Origin of the sequence: Aeromonas sp. WP2-W18-CRE-05, assembly GCF_014168615.1 — a bacterium.
GTDB classification, from domain to species: domain Bacteria; phylum Pseudomonadota; class Gammaproteobacteria; order Enterobacterales; family Aeromonadaceae; genus Aeromonas; species Aeromonas caviae.
The window spans coordinates 2,828,730-2,848,434 of record NZ_AP021917.1; the positions used below are offsets into that span (position 1 = coordinate 2,828,730).

Genomic DNA, 19,705 nt, shown 5'->3' on the forward strand with positions numbered 1-19,705 from the left:
TGCCGGACCCATGGCTCGGCAGATGGGCGCAACTGGGGTAAGATGACCCCCATCGTTTCTCCCGCCCCGGCGGACACCACAGCAGGGCCAGCCTTGAATCACCTCGAACCCGCCAGTCAAAGCAGACAACAGCAGATCTTCACCGTCACCCGCCTCAACAGCGCCGTGCGCATGATCCTGGAGCAGGATCTGGGGCTGGTGTGGCTCACCGGCGAGCTTTCCAACCTGGCGATGCCAAGTTCCGGCCACTGGTACTTCTCCTTGAAGGACATGTCGGCCCAGGTGCGCTGCGCCATGTTCAAGGGCAACAACCGCCGGGTGCCGTTCCGTCCCCAGGATGGCATGCAGGTACTGGTGCAGGCGCGAGTCTCCCTCTATGAACCCCGGGGCGACTACCAGCTCATCATCGAGTCCATGCAGCCCGCCGGGGATGGCATGCTGGCCCTGCGCTTCGAGGAGCTCAAGCGCCGCCTCGGGGCCGAAGGGCTCTTTGACGAAGGGCGCAAGCGCCCCTTGCCCCGGGAACCCCGCGCCGTGGGGCTGGTCACCTCCGCCACCGGCGCCGCCCTGCACGACATGCTGACCGTCTTGCGCCGCCGCGCCCCGGACTTGCCCGTTTTCATCTACCCGACCCAGGTGCAGGGGAGCGCCGCCACCGCCCAGATCGTCTCGGCCATCATGCTTGCCAACCGCCGCGCCGAGGTGGATGTGCTCATCGTCGGACGCGGCGGCGGCTCCCTTGAAGATCTCTGGTGCTTCAACGAAGAGGCGGTGGCACGGGCCATCGCAGGCTCCGCCATCCCCGTGGTGAGCGCCGTAGGACACGAGGTGGACGTCACCATCAGCGACTTTGCCGCCGACCTTCGTGCCCCCACCCCCTCTGCCGCCGCCGAGCTGGTGGCGCCGGACAGGCGCACCCGCGCCCAGCGCCTCGTGCACCTGCGCCAGCGGCTCACCCAGGCCATGAGCCGTCACCAGGTCGCCGCCCGCCATGGCTTCGTCCTGCTGCAGAAGCGGCTCGATCATCAGGATCCCAAGCGACGGCTGGAGCAGCAGTCCCAGCGCCTCGACGAGCTCGACCGCCGCTTGCAGCAGCACCTGCGTGATCGCCTGCACCAGGGGGAGCGGCGCCTCGCGGGCCTCGCCATGCGCCTGCAGGCCAGAAGCCCCGAAAAGCTGCTGGCCATCGGCAAACGTCGTCACCAGCTGGCCGAGGAGCGCCTCCATGCCCTCATCGCAAAACGCCAGGATCTCGCCCGCCACCGCCTCGCCATGCTGGGAGCCCGCCTCGACGGCATCAGCCCGCTGGCCACCCTGGGGCGCGGTTACGCCATCGTGCGCACCCCCTCCGGGGAGGTGATCCGCCGCGCATCCCAGGTCAATGCAGGCCAGACCCTGATCACCACCCTCGCAGAGGGAGCGCTGCGGGTACGGGTGGACGAGGTCGACAACTGCTGACAAAAAGTGGGGGCTTGCACCAGGCCCCCGCCACCTTTCTGTGCTCCGATAGCCCGTTATACCAGGGCATGACCGGCCATCTTGCCCGGGTGGCCGGATGGTTTCTCGCCCCCCTTGATCCCCCCCGGTGGATTGCACCTCAGATACTCGAACAACCCGGCCTGCAAATTCACGTTCCAGAAACGCCCCGCCAGGGTGAGGGCGAGACGCTCGGCCGAGAGCCGTGCCAACCCGTGTCGCTGCCAGGCCTCAAAGAGCGGCATCAGGTGGGAGACCAGCCCCTGTGGCAATTGCGACAACGCCAGCCATCCGGTGTCGAGCCCCCCTCTCAGCAACCCGTCGAGACGGGCATCAGGATTGGGCCTCATCACCATGCCGGGAGCACGCACGCCCTTCGCCTGCGCCTCATGCCAGGGCGCCAGCTCCCGGCCATACATGAGGCCGTGGCCGTGAATGTTGCCCCCCGCCCCTGCGCCGAAGGGCAGGATCTCGGCGCCCCACTTGGCCATCTGGTTGTAGCGGCTCTGCTCGGCATCGATGCGCCGCCAGTGGCTGCAGGAGAGCCGCTCCCAACCCCCCGCCTCCAGTGTCCGGGCCCCGTCGGCATACATGACTGCCCGCTGCTGGCCATCGGCGGCCCAGCCCAGGGTGCCTTTCTCGTCGGCGCGCGCCAGATTGGTGCCCGCCATGGAGATGAGTTGATAGAGATCCACCCCGTGCACCCCGCTCGCCATCACATCCGCAATATCCTGGCGCCACACGGCCTCATCCTGACCCGGCAGACCGAAGATGAGATCCGCCACGATCACCGCCTCGTTGTGGCGGGTCAGCGCCGCCAGCCGGGCCAGCAAGGTCTCCCTGTCATCGAAGCGGGCCGCCTGCTGGCGCACGCGGGTATCAAAACTCTGTACGCCGAACGAGAAACGATTGAAGCCACCCGCCAGGGCCGTCTGCCACTTCTCGTCATCAAAGCCGTTGAGCCGCCCCTCCAGGGTCAGCTCCGCATCCACGGTCAGGGGAAAACGGCGGATGGCGCTGGCCAGGCGGGCGAGATCGCCCGCCTCCATGTCGGTCGGCGTGCCTCCCCCCACATAGACCGCCGAGAAAGGCCGGCTCTGGACGAGCGGCGTCTCGGCTGCCTGGTGCAGCGACCCGCAGAGTGCCTCCATGTAGCGGCTCATGCGCGCCGGATTGGCGCCGTTTTCGAAGAAGTTGCAAAAACTGCAGCGCTTGCGGCAAAACGGGATATGGATATAGAGCGCTCGGGCCTTGGCCTCGCTCTCCTGCTGCCACCAGGCTTGCCAGCCGGCATCGTCCAGCATCAGGGGGGCGGCCCCTCCCCGGCTGGCATGGGCCGACGTCTTGGCGGTGAAGGCGAATTTGAGGGGATCCGGGGTACAAAGCCCCGTCATGGTCGAAGAAAGCTGGAGAGTCGTCACTGGGGTTACCCTGCGTAAATAACACAAATGATAACGAATATCAGTTGCAGGTATTTGTGCTGGATCAAGTCGGGAAGGATTGAGCCTACACTCTGTCCCCATCAGGGCAGCAGCGCGTCAGGCAAGGAAGGCGTGAAACAACAAGGGAAGAGAGCCACTCTCCCACTGGAGAGTGGTGGCACACACGGGATCAGGCGGTTGATTCAAGGCTCCCGACGGGAGCGCCGCGCGGATACCGGCTGACGGGGGTCAGCCATTGCCGATGATGATGGCAACCCGGCGATTTTCCGCTCGTCCGGCAGCGGTCGCGTTGTCGGCGATGGGCGCCTCTTCTCCGCGGCCGCGGATATCCAGGTTCCCCTGGGGCATACCCACCGACACCAGGACATCGGCCACCGACCGTGCCCGCTTGAGGGAGAGTTGCTGGTTGTAGGCCTCATCACCGTTGGAGTCGGTATGACCGTCCACCCGGGCCCGGTTCAGTCCTACCTCAATCAGGGCCTTGCCGAGTTTCTCCACCACCTGGCGGGTCTCGGGGTTGAGGGCCCCCACATTGTTGGCGAACAGCACCTTGTTGGAGATATCCAGGGTCCATCCCTCGTCGGTCAGGTGAAAGCCCTGCTCCTTCAAGGCGGCGATCTGCTCCGCCGTGAGCCCCTGGGGAGGGCTCTGGCACGCCGCCAGCACACTCAGCAACAGTGCCACCAGGCCCGCTTTGATCGGGTTCAACATGCGCATTCTTATCATCCTTTCACTATTTCCGGTTCAACTTCACGTGCTCGTTTTTCGTGTTTCTCTCTCCTCCCTGCGTTGTCGTTTGGCTTGATACATGGCGTCGTCTGCCCATTGCAGCAGGGCATCCGCCGTCCTCCCCTGCTCGGGATAGCGAGCAGAGCCGATGCTGATCCCCACCCCGAGATGGCGACCGTCACTCAATACCACGGGGGTGTTCATGGCCTGCTGCACTCGCCCTATTACCTCGCGTACCTCGTCCTCCCCCTGGATCGGGGTCAGGAGGATGACGAACTCATCTCCCCCCAGCCGGCAGACCAGATCCAGGGGTCTGAGCTGATGCTGCACCCGCCGCGCCACTGCGATCAGCACTTCGTCGCCGATGCCGTGGCCCAGGTTGTCATTGATCTGCTTGAAACGATCGCAATCCAGATAGAGCAGGGCAAAACCTTCATGCCCTTTGTTGCCTGCCAGAATGGCCTGCCCCATGCGAGCCTCGAACAGAGCGCGGTTGGGCAGACCGGTCAGGGGATCATGGGTTGCCTGATGCAGCAGGCTGGCGTTCTCCCGCTTCTGGTGGGCCTGCCAGGCTTCCAGCTCGTCGAGCAGCGAATTGAAATCCTCCCCCAGCTCGTGCAGCTCGGCTATATTGGCCGCCGGCACCCGCTCCTTGAGGGCCCGCTGGCGGCTGACGTTGTAAGCCACCTCGGTCAGGGCCTTGAGGGGGGCCGTGATGGAGCGCTGCATCCGGCGCGCCACATGGAGTGCCCCGAGAATACTGATGAGCAGGCACACCAGGGTAGCCAGCAGGGTCTGCAACAGAAATCGCAGCAGGTACTGGCCGTGACCGACCAGATGCACCCTGGCTATCTCCTTGTGCTCGCGCACCATGGGGAGCGCCACGGGCCCCGGCAGGATCAGGCGGGCCAGGTGCTGCTCCAGGGTGGTCCAGGGGGTAGTGATGTCCCGGCGCCAGCTCGCCAGTACCTGGCCGTCCGGCAGCACTATGCTGGCGCTGGCTATGTCTTCCCGGGAGGTGATGGTCTCCAGGGCATCCAGTGCCGCCTCCTTGTCATGGAAGACCACGGCCGCCTCAGTGGTGTAGCTGATGGCCCGCGCCACCAGCTTGAGGTTGTGATCCGCATAAAGGCGCAGCGCCAGCAGCGCCGTGACGGTCAGAAACAGCCCGGCCATGCAGACGGCAGTCAGGGAGATCATCATGTGGGTGCGCCCCAGACTCTGTCGCAGGGTAAGCCTGGGAGTGGCGTGATGGACCGTCATCGCACCTCCTCATCGGCTCGCGCCAGCTTGAGCACGGCCGGGTGTGCTCGCACGCCGCTGCGGGCCAGCGCATCCAGATTGACCCGAAAACGCACCCTCTCCTCCCCGGCCTGTAGACAGAAGACCGCATCGGCGATGCACTCGCGGCTCTGCTCGCTGATGCTGAGGATGGCGTGACCGCGCAGGCGCTCGAACAGGGAGAGGCGCTGCGCCGGTGCCAGCACCCCCAGATAGATGACATCGCAGCGCTGGATCAGCGACTCGTCGTCCATGTCGTAGTGATGGACCTCCACCGGTCGGCCATTGGCCTGCCGTTCGATGGTCAGAAGGGATGACGCATATTCCGTCGGCGCCGTGATGCAGAGCCGAAGTCTGGCGGGCTCGCTGGGCCAGCGGGTGTAACTGAGGATATCGAGCACGGTCTGGCGCACCATTTCGCTGCGCGCCTCGGCGGAGGTTGCCGCCATGGTCTGGTTTGCCAGCATCAGCATGCAGCACAGTGGCGCCAGCCACATCAGTAACCGGAGGTAACAAAACATCTGCATGGTGCCCGCGAGAGTGTCCAGGTCGGCGCCGGGGTCACCCGACGCCCATGATGAGAGTGCCTGCATGACACCGCACCGAGCTTACCAGCCGGGTGGCCAGCCCCCAGAGGCAAGTGGCACGGTTGCGTCACCGGATGTCGCAGCCGTGCCTGCAAGGCGCTCAATGCCCCTGGCAGACACCGTCCATCGACACTACTTCTTGCCAATCCCATATTCGCGCAGCTTGTTGGCGATGGCGGTATGGGAGACACCGAGCCGCTTGGCCAGTTGGCGGGTGGAGGGGAACGCCGGGTAGAGCCGCTCCAGCAGGCGGCTCTCGAAACGCTTCACCGCCTCGTCGAGCCCCCCTTCGAACCACTCGTCGATGAGCGGCATGGCATCGGCCGCCACCGGCAAGTCCACGTGCTCGGGTCCAATCTCGTCCCCTTCCAGCAGGGTCATGGCCCTATAGAGGCAGTTGCGCAGCTGGCGCACGTTGCCGGGCCAGCGGTAGGCGGTGAGGTACTCGGCCATGTTGCGGGTAAAGCGCGGGCGCGGACGCTGCAGTTCGCTGGCAAAGCGCGACACGAACTGCTGGGCCAGGGCCATGATGTCCGCCTTGCGCTCGCGCAGCGGCGGCAGATTGAGGCTAAGCACATTGAGGCGGTAGTAGAGATCTTCACGAAACTTCCCTTCATGGACCAGATCCAGCAACTGCTTCTGGGTGGTGCAGATGAAGCGCACGTTGACCCTCACCTCCTGCTCGTCACCGACCCGGCGAAACACGCCGTCTTGCAGCACCCGCAGGAACTTGGTCTGCAGATGGGGGGACATGTCGCCGATCTCGTCCAGCATCAGGGTGCCGCCGCTGGCCAGCTCCAGCACCCCGCGCTTGCCCTCGGTGTTGTTGCCAAAGGCGCCGGGGGCATAGCCGAACAGCTCGCTCTCGGCCACGTTGTCCGGCATGGCCGCACAGTTGAGCGCCATGAAGGGGTGGCTGGAGCGCAGGCTGGCGCCGTGGCAGGCCCGGGCCAGCAACTCCTTGCCAGTGCCGGTCTCCCCCACGATGAGCAAGGGGGCGTCCTGCATCGCGAGCTTGGCTGCCTGGGCCAGCACCTCTTTCATCTTCTGGCTCTCGGCCTGGAGGTGCTCAAAGCCCCCCACTTCCACCGCGTGCAGGGCACTGAAGTGCATGCCGACCCGGCGGGCGGATTTGAGCACCACCACGGCGCCGGCCAGAGCCTGCTTGCCCTTCTCTTCGGCCACGAACAGCGGCATCAGATCGCCCAGGTACTCTTCGCCACCGAGGCTCAGCTTGCAGGTCTGGGGCTTGATCTCCCCCGACTCCAGCCAGCGGCCAAACGAGAAGCCTTTGACCAGGGAGGCGATCGCCACGCCGCGCACCTCGTCCGGTGGCAACGCCAGGGTGGTGAGGGCGGCCTGGTTGGCCTGGGTCACCCGCCCCTTGCTGTCGAGGGAGAAGACCAGGTCCGGCAGGGCCTTGAGCAGGGCCTCTATCTCGTGGTGTTCCCGCTCGGAGGGCATGTAGGGGATCGTCTTGACGTCATAGACGCCGGGAATGCGGCGAATTTCCGGCATCAGATGCTGAAAGTCACGGAACTCCAGCTCGGGGAAATTGAGATAGATGATGCCTGAGGTATCGATTTCGATGCCGCGCAGATCGATGTTGTGCTCCACCAGTCGGTCGAGCAATTCCCGGGTCAGGCCCAGACGGTCTTCACAGCTGACTTCAAGACGCATTCGGCACACACTTCCTAGCTAACATTCTGAATAACGGGATAATACAGACTCGATCCCGCCAGTGCGAGCGCTCCCCCACAAAAATGCGGGCCTGCCCCGCTTTCACCGGGCAGGCCCTGTCTGCGCTGGCGCCAGACGGCGGTTACTTCATCAGACCGTCGGTGCGGGCTGCCATGATGAAGTCGTTGCGATGCAAGCCGCCTATCTTGTGGGTCCACCAGCTCACGGTCACCTTGCCCCATTCAAGCAAGATCGCCGGATGATGGAACTCCGCCTCCGCCAGTTCTCCGAGGCGGTTGGTGAACGCCAGCCCCTCCTTGAAGTTGCGAAACACAAATTCACGACGCAGTTGCAGCTCGCCGTTGACCACCAGGGGCTGCCAGTCGGGGATGAGGAGCATCAGCTCCCCCAGCTCCTGATCGCTCACCCTGGGGGCATCGGCGCGGCACGCCTCGCATCGTTGACTCGCCAGTTCAGTCATTCGGGACTCCTTTCATGAAACATCGTGGGAATGAATACGGGTCAGCTCGCCTGCTTGCCGGCAACGGGGGCAAAGCGGGGTGGACGCAGGCCAAGACGACGGGCCTCGGCCACGGCCGCCATGATCCCCTGCCCCTCCAGACCATAGAGGGTATCGAGACGAGGCAGCACGAAATAGGTCGGCTGCATGATGTCGATGCGATAGGGGGTACGCAGGATCTCCAGCAGATCGAAGGGTTGCAGCTCGGGCTTGCCCGAGAGGGCATAAGCGGTCTCGCCGATGGAGGAGAGAATGCCGCCGCCGTAGATGCGCAGCCCCTCCTCCCCCTGCAGGAGACCGAACTCCACCGTGAACCAGTAGAGCCGCGCCAGATAGACCCGCTCCTCCTTGCTGGCATGGCGTCCGAGCCGACCATACAGGTGGGTGAAGTGGGCAAAGGCCGGGTTGGTCAGCATGGCGCAGTGGCCGAAGATCTCGTGGAAGATGTCGGGCTCTTGCAGGTAGTCGAGCTCATCCCGGCGGCGAATGAAGGTGGCGACGGGAAAACGGCGATCAGCGAGCAGCGCGAAGAAGTGATCAAAGGAGATGAGTGCCGGCACCGCCGCCACCGACCAGCCGGTGGCGGGCATCAGGGCGGCGTTGATCTCGCCTAGCTGGGGGATGCGGTCCAGAGGCAGGTCGAGGCGTGCCAACCCGGCCTGGTATTCGTCGCAGGCCTTGCCATCGAGCGCCGCAAGCTGGCGTGCAATCAGGATCCGCCAGGTGCCGTGCTCCTCGTCCGTGTAGTGGATCCGGCCCTGCCCATCCGGTTGGCGGGCCGTGTAGAGACTTGCCATGAGTGCTCCCATCCTTCGGGTGCCAGCCGCCATCCGGGCGGTCACTGGCCGTTGAGTCATGGGATCACTGTAACGGTTTGCCCCTCAAAAAAGCAGCCGACCCCGGGGTCGGCTGCTTGTGACAATTGTAAATAATTTGTGACATCCATGTCGGGTGCCAGCCACCTCACGACTTGTTGAGATAACCCACCAACTGGCCGATCAGCCGCTTGCGCAGCTCGCCCAGTTTCGGCTTCTCGTCGGCACACCAGGGGAGCGGACGACAGGCTTCCATGGTACGCATCCCGAGGCGCGCGGTGAGCAACCCGGCCCCGACCCCTTGGGCAGCGCGGGCGGAGAGCTTGGCGGTCAGCTCGGCCCCCAGCAGATCCATTCCCACCTCGGTCACCAGCTCGGTGGCCCCCGCATAGAGCATGTTGCGAAACACCTTACGAATGAGGCGGATGCGGCTCCAGTAGCCGAGCTCGATGGCGTAGACATCGGCGATGTCCTCGATCATCCGCAGGTTGCGCCAGAGCATCAGCATCATGTCGACGGTGGCGAGCGGGCTCAGGGCCACCAGCACGGCGGCCTCCCCCGACCATTTGGCGACGCGGGCCTGGGCCAGCTTGTCCCGCTCGGTGAGCACCAGCTGGCTGTAGAGGGTCAGCACTTCCCGATCGTTGTGGCTCTCGTCAAGCTGGGATAGCCAGGTGCGATACTCTTCCCGCCCCTTGTCACCGCTCTTCTCGGCCAGGGCCTCGCAGAAGGCCTGCCCCTGACCCCCCCCCTGATGGGCCAGCAGATCCTCGGCTCTTGAGCGCACATCCTGGCGCCGCTTCAAGGTGCGCAGCCGCAGCCATTCGCTCCCCGCCACCCCGGCGGTCCCCACCGCCACCAGGCCGGAGGCAAGCAACCAGGCGCCGCCCCAGAAGGGGGAGGCGGCAAACTGATCCACCAGAAAAGCGCCAAACTGGCCAAGGGACAGCAGCCCCACCCCACCCAGCCCCCAGGCCAGCAGACGATGACGGCGCCGAGGCCTGACGGTAAGCGCGGGTTCCACCTCGGTGAGCTCGTCCAGCGCGTCCAGAGGCTCGAAGCTCTCCTCTTCCAGCCGCCGGGCCGGGGCCGGTGGCTGCACTTCGCTTGCCACCGAGGGCGCGGGCTCCAGCGTCACCTTGCCTTGCAGGGGAGCGGCGTCATCGGTGCGCCATCTTGTCTGATCGTTCATCGCATTCTCTCCTGTGGGCGCCCCTCGAGCACAGCGGGTCACCCACCCGTTATTCGAGGTGATCCCCGAGCAGGAACTCCAGCGCCGCATCGAGCCGGATATGGGGGAGCGCCTGATGGGCGCTCATAGGCAGCGGGCGAAAGGCCTGAAAATCAAACCCTTGAGTTTTCCACCACTGCGCAGGCGGGATCTGGGCAGGCACCTCCCCCGGGAAGAGCAGCAAGGGCTCGCCCGAGAGGGTAGTGCCACGAATGGCGGGAAATTCCCGTCCGTTTGCCACCCCCTTGCCCACCTCAGTGGCCTTGATGGCGGCGAGCGCCAGGCATTCTGTCTCTATCCCCTCGAAGCGGGCCTGACCCCGGCCACGGCTCACCAGGTGCTGCAGGAGCGACACCAGAGGCCCGTGCTGCTCCGGCGTGACGTGATCGGCCTTGCTCGCCACAAACAGCAGCTTGTCGATGCGCGGGGAGAAGAGGCGGCGCCACCAGTTGCTCTTGCCGTAGGCGAAGCTTTCCATGATGCGGGCGATGGCCTGCTGCATGTCACCAAAGCTCGCGGCACCGGCATTGAGGGGCGCCAGGCAGTCCACCAGCACGATCTGGCGATCAAAGCCTGCAAAGTGCTGCTCATAGAAGCCCTGTACCAGATGCTGCTTGTACTGCTCGAAGCGCTGCTTGAAGGTGGCGTAGAGGGTGCCGTCTTCGGGGGAGTGTGTGGGCATCTCCCACACCCAGGGCACGAATTGCAGCAGCGGCGCACCGGCATACTCGCCGGGCAACACGAAACGCCCGGGCTGGATGAGGTGAAGCCCGAGCCCCTGCTTGCAGGCGTGCAGATAATCGGTGTAGCGGGCGGCCAGTTCGCTGGCGGCGCGCTCCTCGAAGGCTTGATCCGCCTGCCAGTGCGGCGTCAACCAGCCTGCCGCCAGGGCTTGCAGCTCGGGGCGGCACAGTTGCTCCCGCACCTGCTCGCTCCACTGCTCGTAGTTCAGATCCAGCAGCGGCAAATCCAGCAGCCACTCCCCGGGATAATCCACCAGATCCACATAGAGGGTGGAGATCTCCCCCAGGTGCCGACGCAGCGGATGGCGGGTGCGATAACGGATCTCGAGGCGTACCTCGGCCACCCCCCGGGTCGGCGCGGGCCAGGCGGGCGGATCGCCAAACAGGGCATCGAGGCCCCGTTCATAGGGAAAGGTGGGAATGTGGACGTTTTGCTGGGGCACCCGGCGAGCACCGAGGATGCGTCCCTGGCGCTGGGCGTCCCAGAGCGGCAGACGACCATCGATGGCCGCGTGCTCCAGTTGATTGACCAGCGCCGTGATAAACGCGGTCTTGCCACTGCGAGAGAGGCCGGTGACCGCCAGCCGGATGTGGCGATCCCGGGCCCGGTTCACCGCGTCAACGGCCTTGTGCTGGAGCACCGACCAGGAGTGTTCGAGTTTGTTGCGTATCAAGGCGGGTCTTCTTCTCCTTGTGATCACATCAGAGAGACGGCCGCGAGGCAGTATCCTCGCGGCCCGGCACGATTAGAGCTTGCTGAACTCCCGTTGCAGGGTGAACTCCTTGGAGGTCACCAGCTTCTCGATGCGCTGCACCCTGGGCTCCAGTGCATCCAGCTCCTGGCCGATGCGGGCAAGGGCCTGATGAGGTGTGACGCCTGCCTGCCAGCTGCGCGCCTTCATCCGCACCTCGGCGAACTCGACATCTTCCTGGGAGTAGAGGGTGACCGGCTTCTTGTCGAGCAAGAACCAGGCGGCAATATAGGCGGTGAAGGTGATGAAACCGGCGAAGATGAGACCACTGATGGCCAGCAGCCGCACGATCCAGGTCTCCACCCCGAAGTACTCTGCCAGACCGGCACAGACCCCGGCAATCTTGCCCCGCTGGGGATCCCGGTACAGGTTGCGCCCTTCACGACTGACACTGTTCATACCTTGTTCCTCCAACCGGGGACTTCCGCATCCAGAATCGACGCCAATACGGTTCCGGTCCGCTCCGGCTTTTTGCCACGGTCATGACACCTCTCATTGAAAACCGTCATACCTTGTTTCTCCAACCAGGAACCTCGGCATCCAGAATCGACTCCAGGGCGCCGACCCGTTCCTGCATCTTCTCGGCACGCACCAGCAAACCCTGCAGCTGTTCACGCTCACCATCGGCAAGACCGGCGCCAATGCGTCCCTTGGCGCGGTAGTGCAGCACCAGCCAGATGGGGGCCACCACCACCATGAAGACCACCATGGGAACCATCAATACACCCAGCAGATCTTCCATCTGTTACTCTCCCTGTTTCGGTGCCGGATTGTGCTGGCCCAGCTTCTGGCGCATGGCTTCCAGCTCGCGGCTGATCTGGTCGTCCGCTTCCAGCTCGGCAAACTGCTGGGCGAGCGCCTTGTCGGACTGCCCCAGATCGGCGCGGGCTTCCATCTCGTCGATGCGGCGTTCCATGCGCTCGAACTTGCTCACCACGGCCTGGCTGTCGCCACGGGCCACCTGGCTTTGCACATTGAGACGGCTGCTGGCGGCTTCGCTGCGAATGGCCATCGCCTTCTGGCGGGCACGGGCGTCTTCCAGCTTGGCTTCCAGCTGGCGGATCTCCTCCCCCAGCTTCTCGATGCCGCTGTCCACCGCCTGCTGTTCCCGAGACAGGGCGTCGGCAAGCTCCGCCTGCTTGCTCTTCTCGATGAGGGCGGCCCGGGCCAGATCTTCGCGCCCTTTGGTCAGGGCCAGCTCGGCCTTGCCCTGCCACTCGGCGACCCGCTCCTGATGGCGGCTCACCTGACGGCCGATCTCTTTTTGATTCGCGAGGAAGCGGGCCAGATTGGAGCGCTCCTTCACCAGTTCATCTTCCATCTCCTGGATGATCAGACGCACCATCTTCTGGGGATCTTCCGCCTTGTCGAGCAGGGCCGTCAGATTGGAATTGATGATGTCGGCCAGGCGAGAAAAAATGCTCATGATTGTACTCCTGTGATAGGCATCGGGTTGTGTCTCCATTGACAATGGCAACTTGTGTGCCAATCTGGAACAATATTTAACTTGTTGATTTATATGGGCACTCAGAATGCAGTTCAAGTCCCGGGGAAACAAGTGATGATTAAAATAACCAACTTTTGGTAAGATTAACCAGATTTTTCAACTCACAGGGGCAGGGATGACCACGGCCACGGAAAGTCTGTTGGGTGAATCCAACGCATTTCTAGAAATCATCGAGCAGGCATCGCGCCTCGCGCCGCTGCGCAAGCCCGTACTCATCATCGGCGAGCGGGGGACCGGCAAGGAGCTCATCGCCCACCGCCTACATTATCTCTCGGATCGCTGGGATCAAAGCTTTGTCACCATCAACTGTGCCACCTTGAGCGAGAGCCTGCTGGAGACCGAGCTGTTCGGCCACGAGGCGGGCTCTTTCACTGGCGCCGCCAAGCGTCATCAGGGGCGCTTCGAGCGGGCCGACGGCGGCACCCTGTTCCTCGACGAGCTGGCCACCACCAGCGCCCGGGTGCAGGAAAAACTGCTGCGGGTCATCGAGTACGGGGAGTTCGAACGCGTGGGCGGTGCCAAGCCCCTCAAGGTGGATGTGCGGCTGGTGTGCGCCACCAACGAGGATCTGCCTGCACTGGCAGAGAAAGGACGGTTTCGTCACGACCTGCTGGACCGGCTCGCCTTCGACGTCATCACCCTGCCCCCCCTGCGGGAGCGGCGCGAGGACATCCTGATGCTGGCGGAGCACTTCGCCCACGGCATGACCCGGGAGCTGGGGTATCCGCTCTTTGCCGGCTTCTCGCGCAAGGCGACCCAGCTGCTGCAAGATTATCCCTGGCCGGGCAACGTGCGGGAGCTCAAGAACGTGGTGGAGCGCAGCCTCTATCGCCAGGGCAACCCCCAGCTGCCGCTGGCGGAGCTGGTGCTCAATCCCTTTGACTCCCCCTGGCGCCCCCGTGCCCGAGGTGACGCCGCCCCTTCCACGGACGCGCCGACCTCGGCAGAAACGGTCCCGACCCTGACCCTGCCGCTGGATCTCAAAGGGGCGGTGGCGGAGTACGAGATTAATTTACTCAAGCAAGCGATGCAGCAATCCCAGTATAATCAGCGCAAAGCAGCCCAGTTGCTGGCCCTGAGCTATCACCAGTTCCGGGGGATGCTGCGCAAATATCAATTGCTGGACGGGGATGACAACAGTGGCAACCAGGAGGCGGGCTGATGCCTGGCACCGGGTCTGTGCGCGCGGATAACGCGGCGCACGTCACCCCCGACGGGAGCGCCTGCCCGGTCGCCCCCCGCAACGCGCCCGCCCCCTGGTGGGCAACTTTGTCTGAAAACATGGTTCCAACATGAGAATGCTCACCCCCCTGCTGCTTGGTCTCCTGGTCCTGGTCAGCGGCTGTCAGAAACGCGATGAAGCCTCCAAAACCGGGCTCATCTATTGTGCCGAAGGGGCACCCCGAACCTTCAACCCGCAGCTTGCCAATTCGGATGCGACCCTGGATGCCAGTGCCCGTCCCATCTACGATCGCCTGCTCGAGGTCAATGCCAACACCCTCGGCATCGAAGGGGGGCTCGCCACCCGCTGGCAAAGCAGCGAGGACGGCCTCTCCTATACCCTGACCCTGCGCAAGGGAGTGACCTTCCACCGTACCCCCTGGTTCAGCCCGACCCGTCACTTCAATGCCGACGACGTCCTGTTCACCTGGCAGCGTCTGCTGGACGAACACCACCCCTTCCACGCCGTCTCCGGCGGCGAGTACCCCTATTTTTACAGCCTGGGGCTCGGCAACCTCATCAAGCGGGTCTACAAGAAGGGGCCCTATGAGGTGGTGTTCGAGCTGAACCGCCCCGATGCCTCCTTCCTCGCCACCCTGGCCAGCGACTACGCCATCGTGCTCTCCGCCGAGTACGGGGAGCAGATGCTAAAGGCCGGCACCCCGGCGCTGCTGGACAGCCGCCCCATCGGCACCGGCCCCTTCAGCTTCAAGGAGTATCGCCACAACGAGTTCGTGCGCTACCTGCGCCACCCCGGCTACTGGGGCGGCGAGGCCAGAATGGAGCAGCTCATCTACGACATCACCCCCAAATCCTCCAAGCGCCTGGCCAAGCTGCTGACCGGCGAGTGCGACGTGATGAGCACCCCCTCTGCCAGCCAGCTGTCGGTGATAGACAAAGACTCCCACCTGGATCTGTCGGTGCAGTCGGGGATGAACGTCGCCTTCCTCGCCCTCAATACCCGCAAGGCCCCTTTCAACAAGGTGCAGGTGCGCCAGGCCCTCGCCAGCGCCATCAATGTGCAGAATCTGCTGCAGGCTGTCTATTTCGAGACCGGCCAGAGCGCCGCCAGCCTGCTGCCGCCCCTCTCCTGGGGTTACAACCCCTCCCTGCCCCAGCGCAAGCCGGATCTCAAGCTCGCTCGCCAGTTGCTCAAGGACGCGGGCTACCCCAACGGCTTCGAGATGCAGGTGCTGGTGCAACCCGGCGCCCGTCCCTACAACCCGGACGGCCTCAAGACGGCGCAACTGATGCGCAGCGATTTCGCCAAGATTGGGGTGAGCCTCAAGATAGTGCAGCAGGCCTGGCCGGTCATCGAAACCCGGCTCGCCCATGGACAATATGACAGCCTGCTCTCGGGCTGGATCGCCGACAACGCGGATCCGGACAACTTCTTCCGCCAGTTGCTGAGCTGCGCCGCCGTCGAGCGGGGCAACAACTACAGCCGCTGGTGCAGCCCGGCGTTTGATCAGCTGCTGGACGATGCGGTGACCACCCCGCAGCTCGCCTTCCGCCTGCGCAACTATTACTATGCCCAGTCGCTGCTCAACGAACAGTTGCCACTCATCCCGCTGGCCCATGCCCTGCGCACCCAGGTGAGCCGCAGCGACATTCAGGGGCTGACCCTGATGCCCTTTGGCGGCACCACCTTCAACCAGGCCCATCGGGAGTGAACATGGCGGATATCCATCCCATCGGTGGCATCTGGCCCCCCTTCCCATCGACGCACCCCGGCGCGGAGGCATAAGCATGTTTTTTTATATTCTCCGCCGCATCACCCTGCTGGTGATCACCCTGCTGGTGTTGACCATGGGGGCCTACCTGCTGGAGTTTCGCCTCGTCGGCCAGGTGCTGGACTTCTGGCACGGCTACCCGAACTTCCTGCAACGCATCGCCGTCGGTGATTTCGGCCTCTCCAGCGTCTCCGGCCAGCCGGTGCTGGGCGAAATTCGTCACTACTTCCCGGCGACCCTGACCCTGTGTCTCGCGGCCTTTGCCATCTCGCTGCTGGTGGGGATCCCGTTTGGGACCCTGGCGGCCCTCTATCAGGGGCGCAGCCCGGACCTCTCCATCATGGCCGCCGGCCTCGTCGGCTATGCCATCCCGGTCTTCTGGCTGGGGCTGCTGATGGTGATGTTCTTCTCCCTGGATCTTGGCTGGCTCCCCTCCTCCGGCCAGATCAGCCTGCTCTACGACGTGCCCTCCATCACCGGGATCGCCATCGTCGATGTGCTGATGAGCCAGGAGCCCTGGCGGGAAGCGGCCCTGCACGACGCCCTGCGCCATCTGGTACTGCCTTCCCTGGTGCTGGCCGTGGTGCCCACCACCGAGGTGATCCGCCACGTGCGCAGCTCCCTCATCGACGTGATGAAACAGAACTACATCAAGGCCGCCGCCAGCCGCGGACTCTCCCGCCGCCAGATCGTCTGGCGTCACGGGCTCAAAAACGCCCTGCCCCCGGTGTTGCCGCTGCTGGGGCTGCAACTTGGCAGTGTGCTCACCTCCGCCATGATCACCGAGGTGGTGTTCGACTGGCCCGGCATCGGCCGCTGGCTGGTGAGCAGCATCGCGCTGCAGGACTATGCCGCCATCCGCGGCGCCTTCCTGGTGGTGGCGAGCTTCGTCATCTTCATCAGCGTCAGCACCGATCTGCTGACCACCATCATGTATCCGGCACGGCGTAAAGAACTCTATGCAAGACAAGATTGATTGCGGTCTGTGGATGAGCCACGGCGGCCCATGGGCCACCGGCGCACAGGCGTGCCCATCCCCTTGCGACCAGCACGGGAGCCTGCATCATGCACGATAAATCGAACATCTATCCGGAGCTCAAGATCCTCTCCCCCCTGGAGCAGACCTGGGCCTCCTACCGACGCAACCCGCTGGCCATGGCGGGGCTCTGGTGCTTCGGGCTGCTGCTGCTGGTGACCCTCATCGGTCCCCTGGTGATCCCCTACGGCATCGACGATCAGCACAGCAACCACCTGCTGCTCGCCCCCTCCTGGGCCAACAGTGGCAACATCGATTACTTCCTGGGAACCGACGATCTGGGGCGCGACATCCTCTCCCGTCTGGTGGCCGGGGCCAGGCTCACCTTCGGCAACGCCCTGCTGGTGGTGCTCATCGCCCTGGTCATCGGCTCGGCCATCGGCATCCTCGGCGGCATGAGCAAGGGGGTGAAGTCGAGCGTGCTCCATCACCTGCTCGATACCCTGCTCTCCATCCCGTCCCTGCTGCTGGCCATCATCGTCGTGGCCATCCTGGGGCCGGGTCTGTTCAACACCCTGATCGCCATCACGCTCGCGTTGATACCGCCTTTCATCCGGGCCACCTACAACGCGGTCCACGCCGAGATGCAGAAGGAGTACATCATCGCCAGCCGCCTCGACGGCTCTCCGCCCCAGCGGATCATGCGTCTGGCCATCTTGCCGAACATCGTCGAGACCCTGGTGACCCAGACCACACGCACCCTCTCCGCCGCCATCCTGGACATCTCGGCGGTGGGCTTCCTCGGTCTCGGGGCCCAGTCTCCCCAGCCGGAGTGGGGTGCCATGCTGGCCGATTCGAGCGATCTTATCTATCTGGCCCCCTGGACGGTGACCCTGCCCGGGATGGCCATTCTGTTCAGCGTGCTGGTGACCAACCTGGTGGGCGAAGGCATTCGCGAAGCACTCAAAGAGGGGAACGACTGATGTTGCCAGTCTTGTTATCTATCCCCGCCCCCGGACGCCCTGAGCGACCCGGCTGCGCCCTGAACGGGAGACATTGCTGATGCCCCTGCTCGACATACGCAACCTCACCATCGAAATCGACACCCCCCAGGGCAAGGTCAAGGCGGTGGACAGAGTCAGCCTGACCCTGAACGAGGGGGAGATCCGCGGGCTGGTGGGGGAATCCGGCTCGGGCAAGAGCCTGGTGGCCAAGGTGATCGTTGGCATCCAGAAGGACAACTGGACGGTGCGCGCCGACCGGATGCGCTTCAACGACATGGACCTGCTGACCATGGCGCCCAAGGAGCGGCGCCGCATCATGGGGCGGGAGATAGCGATGATCTTCCAGGACCCCATCAGCTGCCTCGACCCCTCGGAGGAGATAGGCACCCAGCTCGAAGAGGCCATCCCCACCAGCGCCTTCACCGGCAAGTTCTGGCAGCGCTTCCAGTGGCGCAAGAAGCGGGCCATCGCCCTGCTGCACCGGGTCGGGGTCAAGGATCACCGCAAGGTGATGCGGGCCTATCCCCACGAGCTGTCAGACGGCATGTGCCAGAAGGTGATGATCGCCATGGCCATCGCCAACCAGCCGCGCCTGCTGGTGGCGGACGAGCCCACCAGCGCCATGGAGTCCACTACCCACTCCCAGATCCTGCGGTTGCTGGACAAGATGAACAAGCTGGGCAATACCACCATCCTCATCATCAGCAACGACATCGCCGCCATCGCGAACCTGACCGACACCCTCAACATCATGTATTGCGGCCAGATGGTGGAAGTGGGGACCCGGGACCAGATCCTGGAATCCCCTCACCACCCCTATACGGATGCCCTGCTCAAATCCATCCCGGACTTTGACAAACTGGTGCGCCACAAGTCCCGGCTCGAGACCCTGCCCGGGGTGATACCGCCGCTGCAGCATCTGCCCATCGGCTGCCGCCTCGGCCCACGCTGCCCCTACGCCCAGAAGCAGTGCGTGCAGACGCCGCTGATGAGCAAGGTCAAGGGGCATCAGTTCAGTTGCCACTTCCCCCTCAACATGGAAGAACCGAAGAAATGAACCGGCACCAGACCCTGATCCGGGGCACCTGCCCGCCCCGTCAGCCCCTCTATCCGGCGAGCACACCCAAGGAGACCACGTCGTGACCGAACCTTCCCTGTTGCAGGTCAGGGGCCTGTGCAAGACCTACCAGAACCGCACCGGCCTGTTCAGGCGCCGCGCGGTGGAGGCGATAAAGCCCCTCTCGTTCGATCTCGAGGTGGGCCAGACCCTGGCCATCGTCGGGGAGGCGGGCTCGGGCAAGAGCACTCTGGCCCGCATTCTGGCGGGCATGATTGAACCGAGCGGCGGGGAGATCGCCATCGAGGGGCAACCCATGGTCCACGGCGATTACCAGACACGCTGCAAGCTGCTGCGGATGATCTTCCAGGACCCCAACACCTCCCTTAACCGAAAAATCCGGGTCGGCCAGATCCTGGAGACCCCCCTTCGCCTCAACACGGCCCTGAGCGAGGAGGAGCGCCGGGAGAAGGTGATCCAGACCCTGCGCATGGTGGGCATGCTGCCCGACCACGCCCTCTTCTATCCCCAGATGCTCTCCGCCGGCCAGCAGCAGCGGGTGGGGCTGGCACGGGCGCTCATCCTCAATCCCAAGATAGTAGTGGCGGACGAGGCGCTCTCGACCCTGGATATCTCGGTACGCTCCCAGATCATCAACCTGCTGCTGGAGATGCAGGAGACCATGGGGCTGAGCTATGTGCTGGTGGCCAACGATCTGGGGATCGTGAGCCACATCAGCGATGAGGTGCTGGTGATGCACGAAGGGCGTGTGGTGGAGCGCGGCAAGACCTTGCGGGTCTTCGCCGACCCCCAGCACGACGTCACCCGCCGCCTCATTCAGAACTACAACAACGAATACCGCCGCTGATCCCGCGGCGCGTTTTCCCTTGCGCCAGACATAAAAAAACCCGGCCTGATGTCTCATCAGTCGCCGGGGGATTGCGCTCAAAA

General features: G+C 64.3%; 19 protein-coding genes. 7 read left to right on the plus strand and 12 right to left on the minus strand.

Annotated features, from left to right (window positions below; all coding sequences use genetic code 11):
- Window positions 1-93: 93 nt before the first annotated feature.
- A complete protein-coding gene (gene xseA / locus H7R73_RS13205) occupies window positions 94-1,458 on the plus strand; it encodes an exodeoxyribonuclease VII large subunit (RefSeq protein WP_103260020.1) in 1,365 nt (454 codons plus the stop codon).
- A gap of 56 nt (window positions 1,459-1,514) precedes the next feature.
- Here the strand turns inward: xseA and hutW are convergent, their stop codons facing one another.
- The 12 genes from hutW to pspA all read right to left on the minus strand — a co-directional run bounded on the left by hutW (window position 1,515) and on the right by pspA (window position 12,682).
- Window positions 1,515-2,870 carry a heme anaerobic degradation radical SAM methyltransferase ChuW/HutW gene (gene hutW, locus H7R73_RS13210; RefSeq protein ID WP_103260019.1) on the minus strand — a complete coding sequence of 452 codons (1,356 nt, stop codon included), beginning with the start codon at window positions 2,868-2,870 and terminating at the stop codon, window positions 1,515-1,517.
- A 276-nt stretch (window positions 2,871-3,146) separates the two neighbouring features.
- On the minus strand, window positions 3,147-3,635 hold the full coding sequence (locus tag H7R73_RS13215; RefSeq protein WP_010674543.1) for an OmpA family protein: 489 nt from the start codon (window positions 3,633-3,635) through the stop codon (window positions 3,147-3,149).
- Between the two features lie 33 nt (window positions 3,636-3,668).
- Window positions 3,669-4,910, minus strand: a complete 1,242-nt coding sequence (locus H7R73_RS13220) for a diguanylate cyclase domain-containing protein (protein WP_042863783.1) — start codon at window positions 4,908-4,910, stop codon at window positions 3,669-3,671.
- A complete protein-coding gene (locus H7R73_RS13225; RefSeq protein WP_182951743.1) occupies window positions 4,907-5,455 on the minus strand; it encodes a YfiR family protein in 549 nt (182 codons plus the stop codon). The genes H7R73_RS13220 and H7R73_RS13225 overlap by 4 nt, the downstream gene beginning before the upstream one ends.
- 192 nt (window positions 5,456-5,647) lie before the next feature.
- The gene (gene tyrR / locus H7R73_RS13230; RefSeq protein ID WP_010674540.1) at window positions 5,648-7,195 is read right to left on the minus strand and encodes a transcriptional regulator TyrR; all 1,548 of its coding nucleotides are present in this window, start codon (window positions 7,193-7,195) and stop codon (window positions 5,648-5,650) included.
- Between the two features lie 142 nt (window positions 7,196-7,337).
- Complete coding sequence (locus tag H7R73_RS13235) at window positions 7,338-7,676, minus strand: 4a-hydroxytetrahydrobiopterin dehydratase (RefSeq protein WP_042863781.1); 339 nt, start codon at window positions 7,674-7,676, stop codon at window positions 7,338-7,340.
- Between the two features lie 41 nt (window positions 7,677-7,717).
- Window positions 7,718-8,512, minus strand: coding sequence for a phenylalanine 4-monooxygenase (gene phhA, locus H7R73_RS13240; RefSeq protein ID WP_103260016.1), 795 nt, complete (start codon window positions 8,510-8,512; stop codon window positions 7,718-7,720).
- Between the two features lie 166 nt (window positions 8,513-8,678).
- Window positions 8,679-9,722, minus strand: a complete 1,044-nt coding sequence (locus tag H7R73_RS13245) for a YcjF family protein (RefSeq protein WP_103260015.1) — start codon at window positions 9,720-9,722, stop codon at window positions 8,679-8,681.
- Between the two features lie 49 nt (window positions 9,723-9,771).
- Window positions 9,772-11,178: a YcjX family protein gene (locus H7R73_RS13250; RefSeq protein WP_103260014.1), complete on the minus strand. Its 1,407-nt coding sequence runs from the start codon at window positions 11,176-11,178 to the stop codon at window positions 9,772-9,774.
- 72 nt (window positions 11,179-11,250) lie between these two features.
- Window positions 11,251-11,655 (minus strand): envelope stress response membrane protein PspC, encoded by a 405-nt coding sequence (pspC, locus tag H7R73_RS13255; protein WP_039039018.1) that lies wholly within the window; start codon window positions 11,653-11,655, stop codon window positions 11,251-11,253.
- Between the two features lie 106 nt (window positions 11,656-11,761).
- Window positions 11,762-11,998 (minus strand): envelope stress response membrane protein PspB, encoded by a 237-nt coding sequence (gene pspB / locus H7R73_RS13260; protein ID WP_005300084.1) that lies wholly within the window; start codon window positions 11,996-11,998, stop codon window positions 11,762-11,764.
- A gap of 3 nt (window positions 11,999-12,001) precedes the next feature.
- Complete coding sequence (gene pspA, locus H7R73_RS13265) at window positions 12,002-12,682, minus strand: phage shock protein PspA (protein WP_010674534.1); 681 nt, start codon at window positions 12,680-12,682, stop codon at window positions 12,002-12,004.
- Window positions 12,683-12,878: 196 nt separating this feature from the next.
- Here pspA and pspF point away from each other — a divergent pair, with 196 nt between their 5' ends.
- From pspF to H7R73_RS13295, 6 genes are all read left to right on the plus strand, one after another.
- Window positions 12,879-13,925 (plus strand): phage shock protein operon transcriptional activator, encoded by a 1,047-nt coding sequence (gene pspF / locus H7R73_RS13270; protein WP_103260013.1) that lies wholly within the window; start codon window positions 12,879-12,881, stop codon window positions 13,923-13,925.
- Between the two features lie 136 nt (window positions 13,926-14,061).
- Window positions 14,062-15,657, plus strand: coding sequence for an ABC transporter substrate-binding protein SapA (gene sapA, locus H7R73_RS13275; RefSeq protein ID WP_010674532.1), 1,596 nt, complete (start codon window positions 14,062-14,064; stop codon window positions 15,655-15,657).
- Between the two features lie 76 nt (window positions 15,658-15,733).
- A complete protein-coding gene (locus H7R73_RS13280) occupies window positions 15,734-16,693 on the plus strand; it encodes an ABC transporter permease (protein WP_103260012.1) in 960 nt (319 codons plus the stop codon).
- 89 nt (window positions 16,694-16,782) lie between these two features.
- Window positions 16,783-17,676, plus strand: a complete 894-nt coding sequence (locus tag H7R73_RS13285; protein WP_010674530.1) for an ABC transporter permease subunit — start codon at window positions 16,783-16,785, stop codon at window positions 17,674-17,676.
- A gap of 79 nt (window positions 17,677-17,755) precedes the next feature.
- Window positions 17,756-18,754, plus strand: coding sequence for a peptide ABC transporter ATP-binding protein (locus H7R73_RS13290; protein WP_010674529.1), 999 nt, complete (start codon window positions 17,756-17,758; stop codon window positions 18,752-18,754).
- 82 nt (window positions 18,755-18,836) lie between these two features.
- Window positions 18,837-19,622, plus strand: coding sequence for a peptide ABC transporter ATP-binding protein (locus tag H7R73_RS13295; RefSeq protein WP_039039015.1), 786 nt, complete (start codon window positions 18,837-18,839; stop codon window positions 19,620-19,622).
- Window positions 19,623-19,705 lie beyond the last annotated feature (83 nt).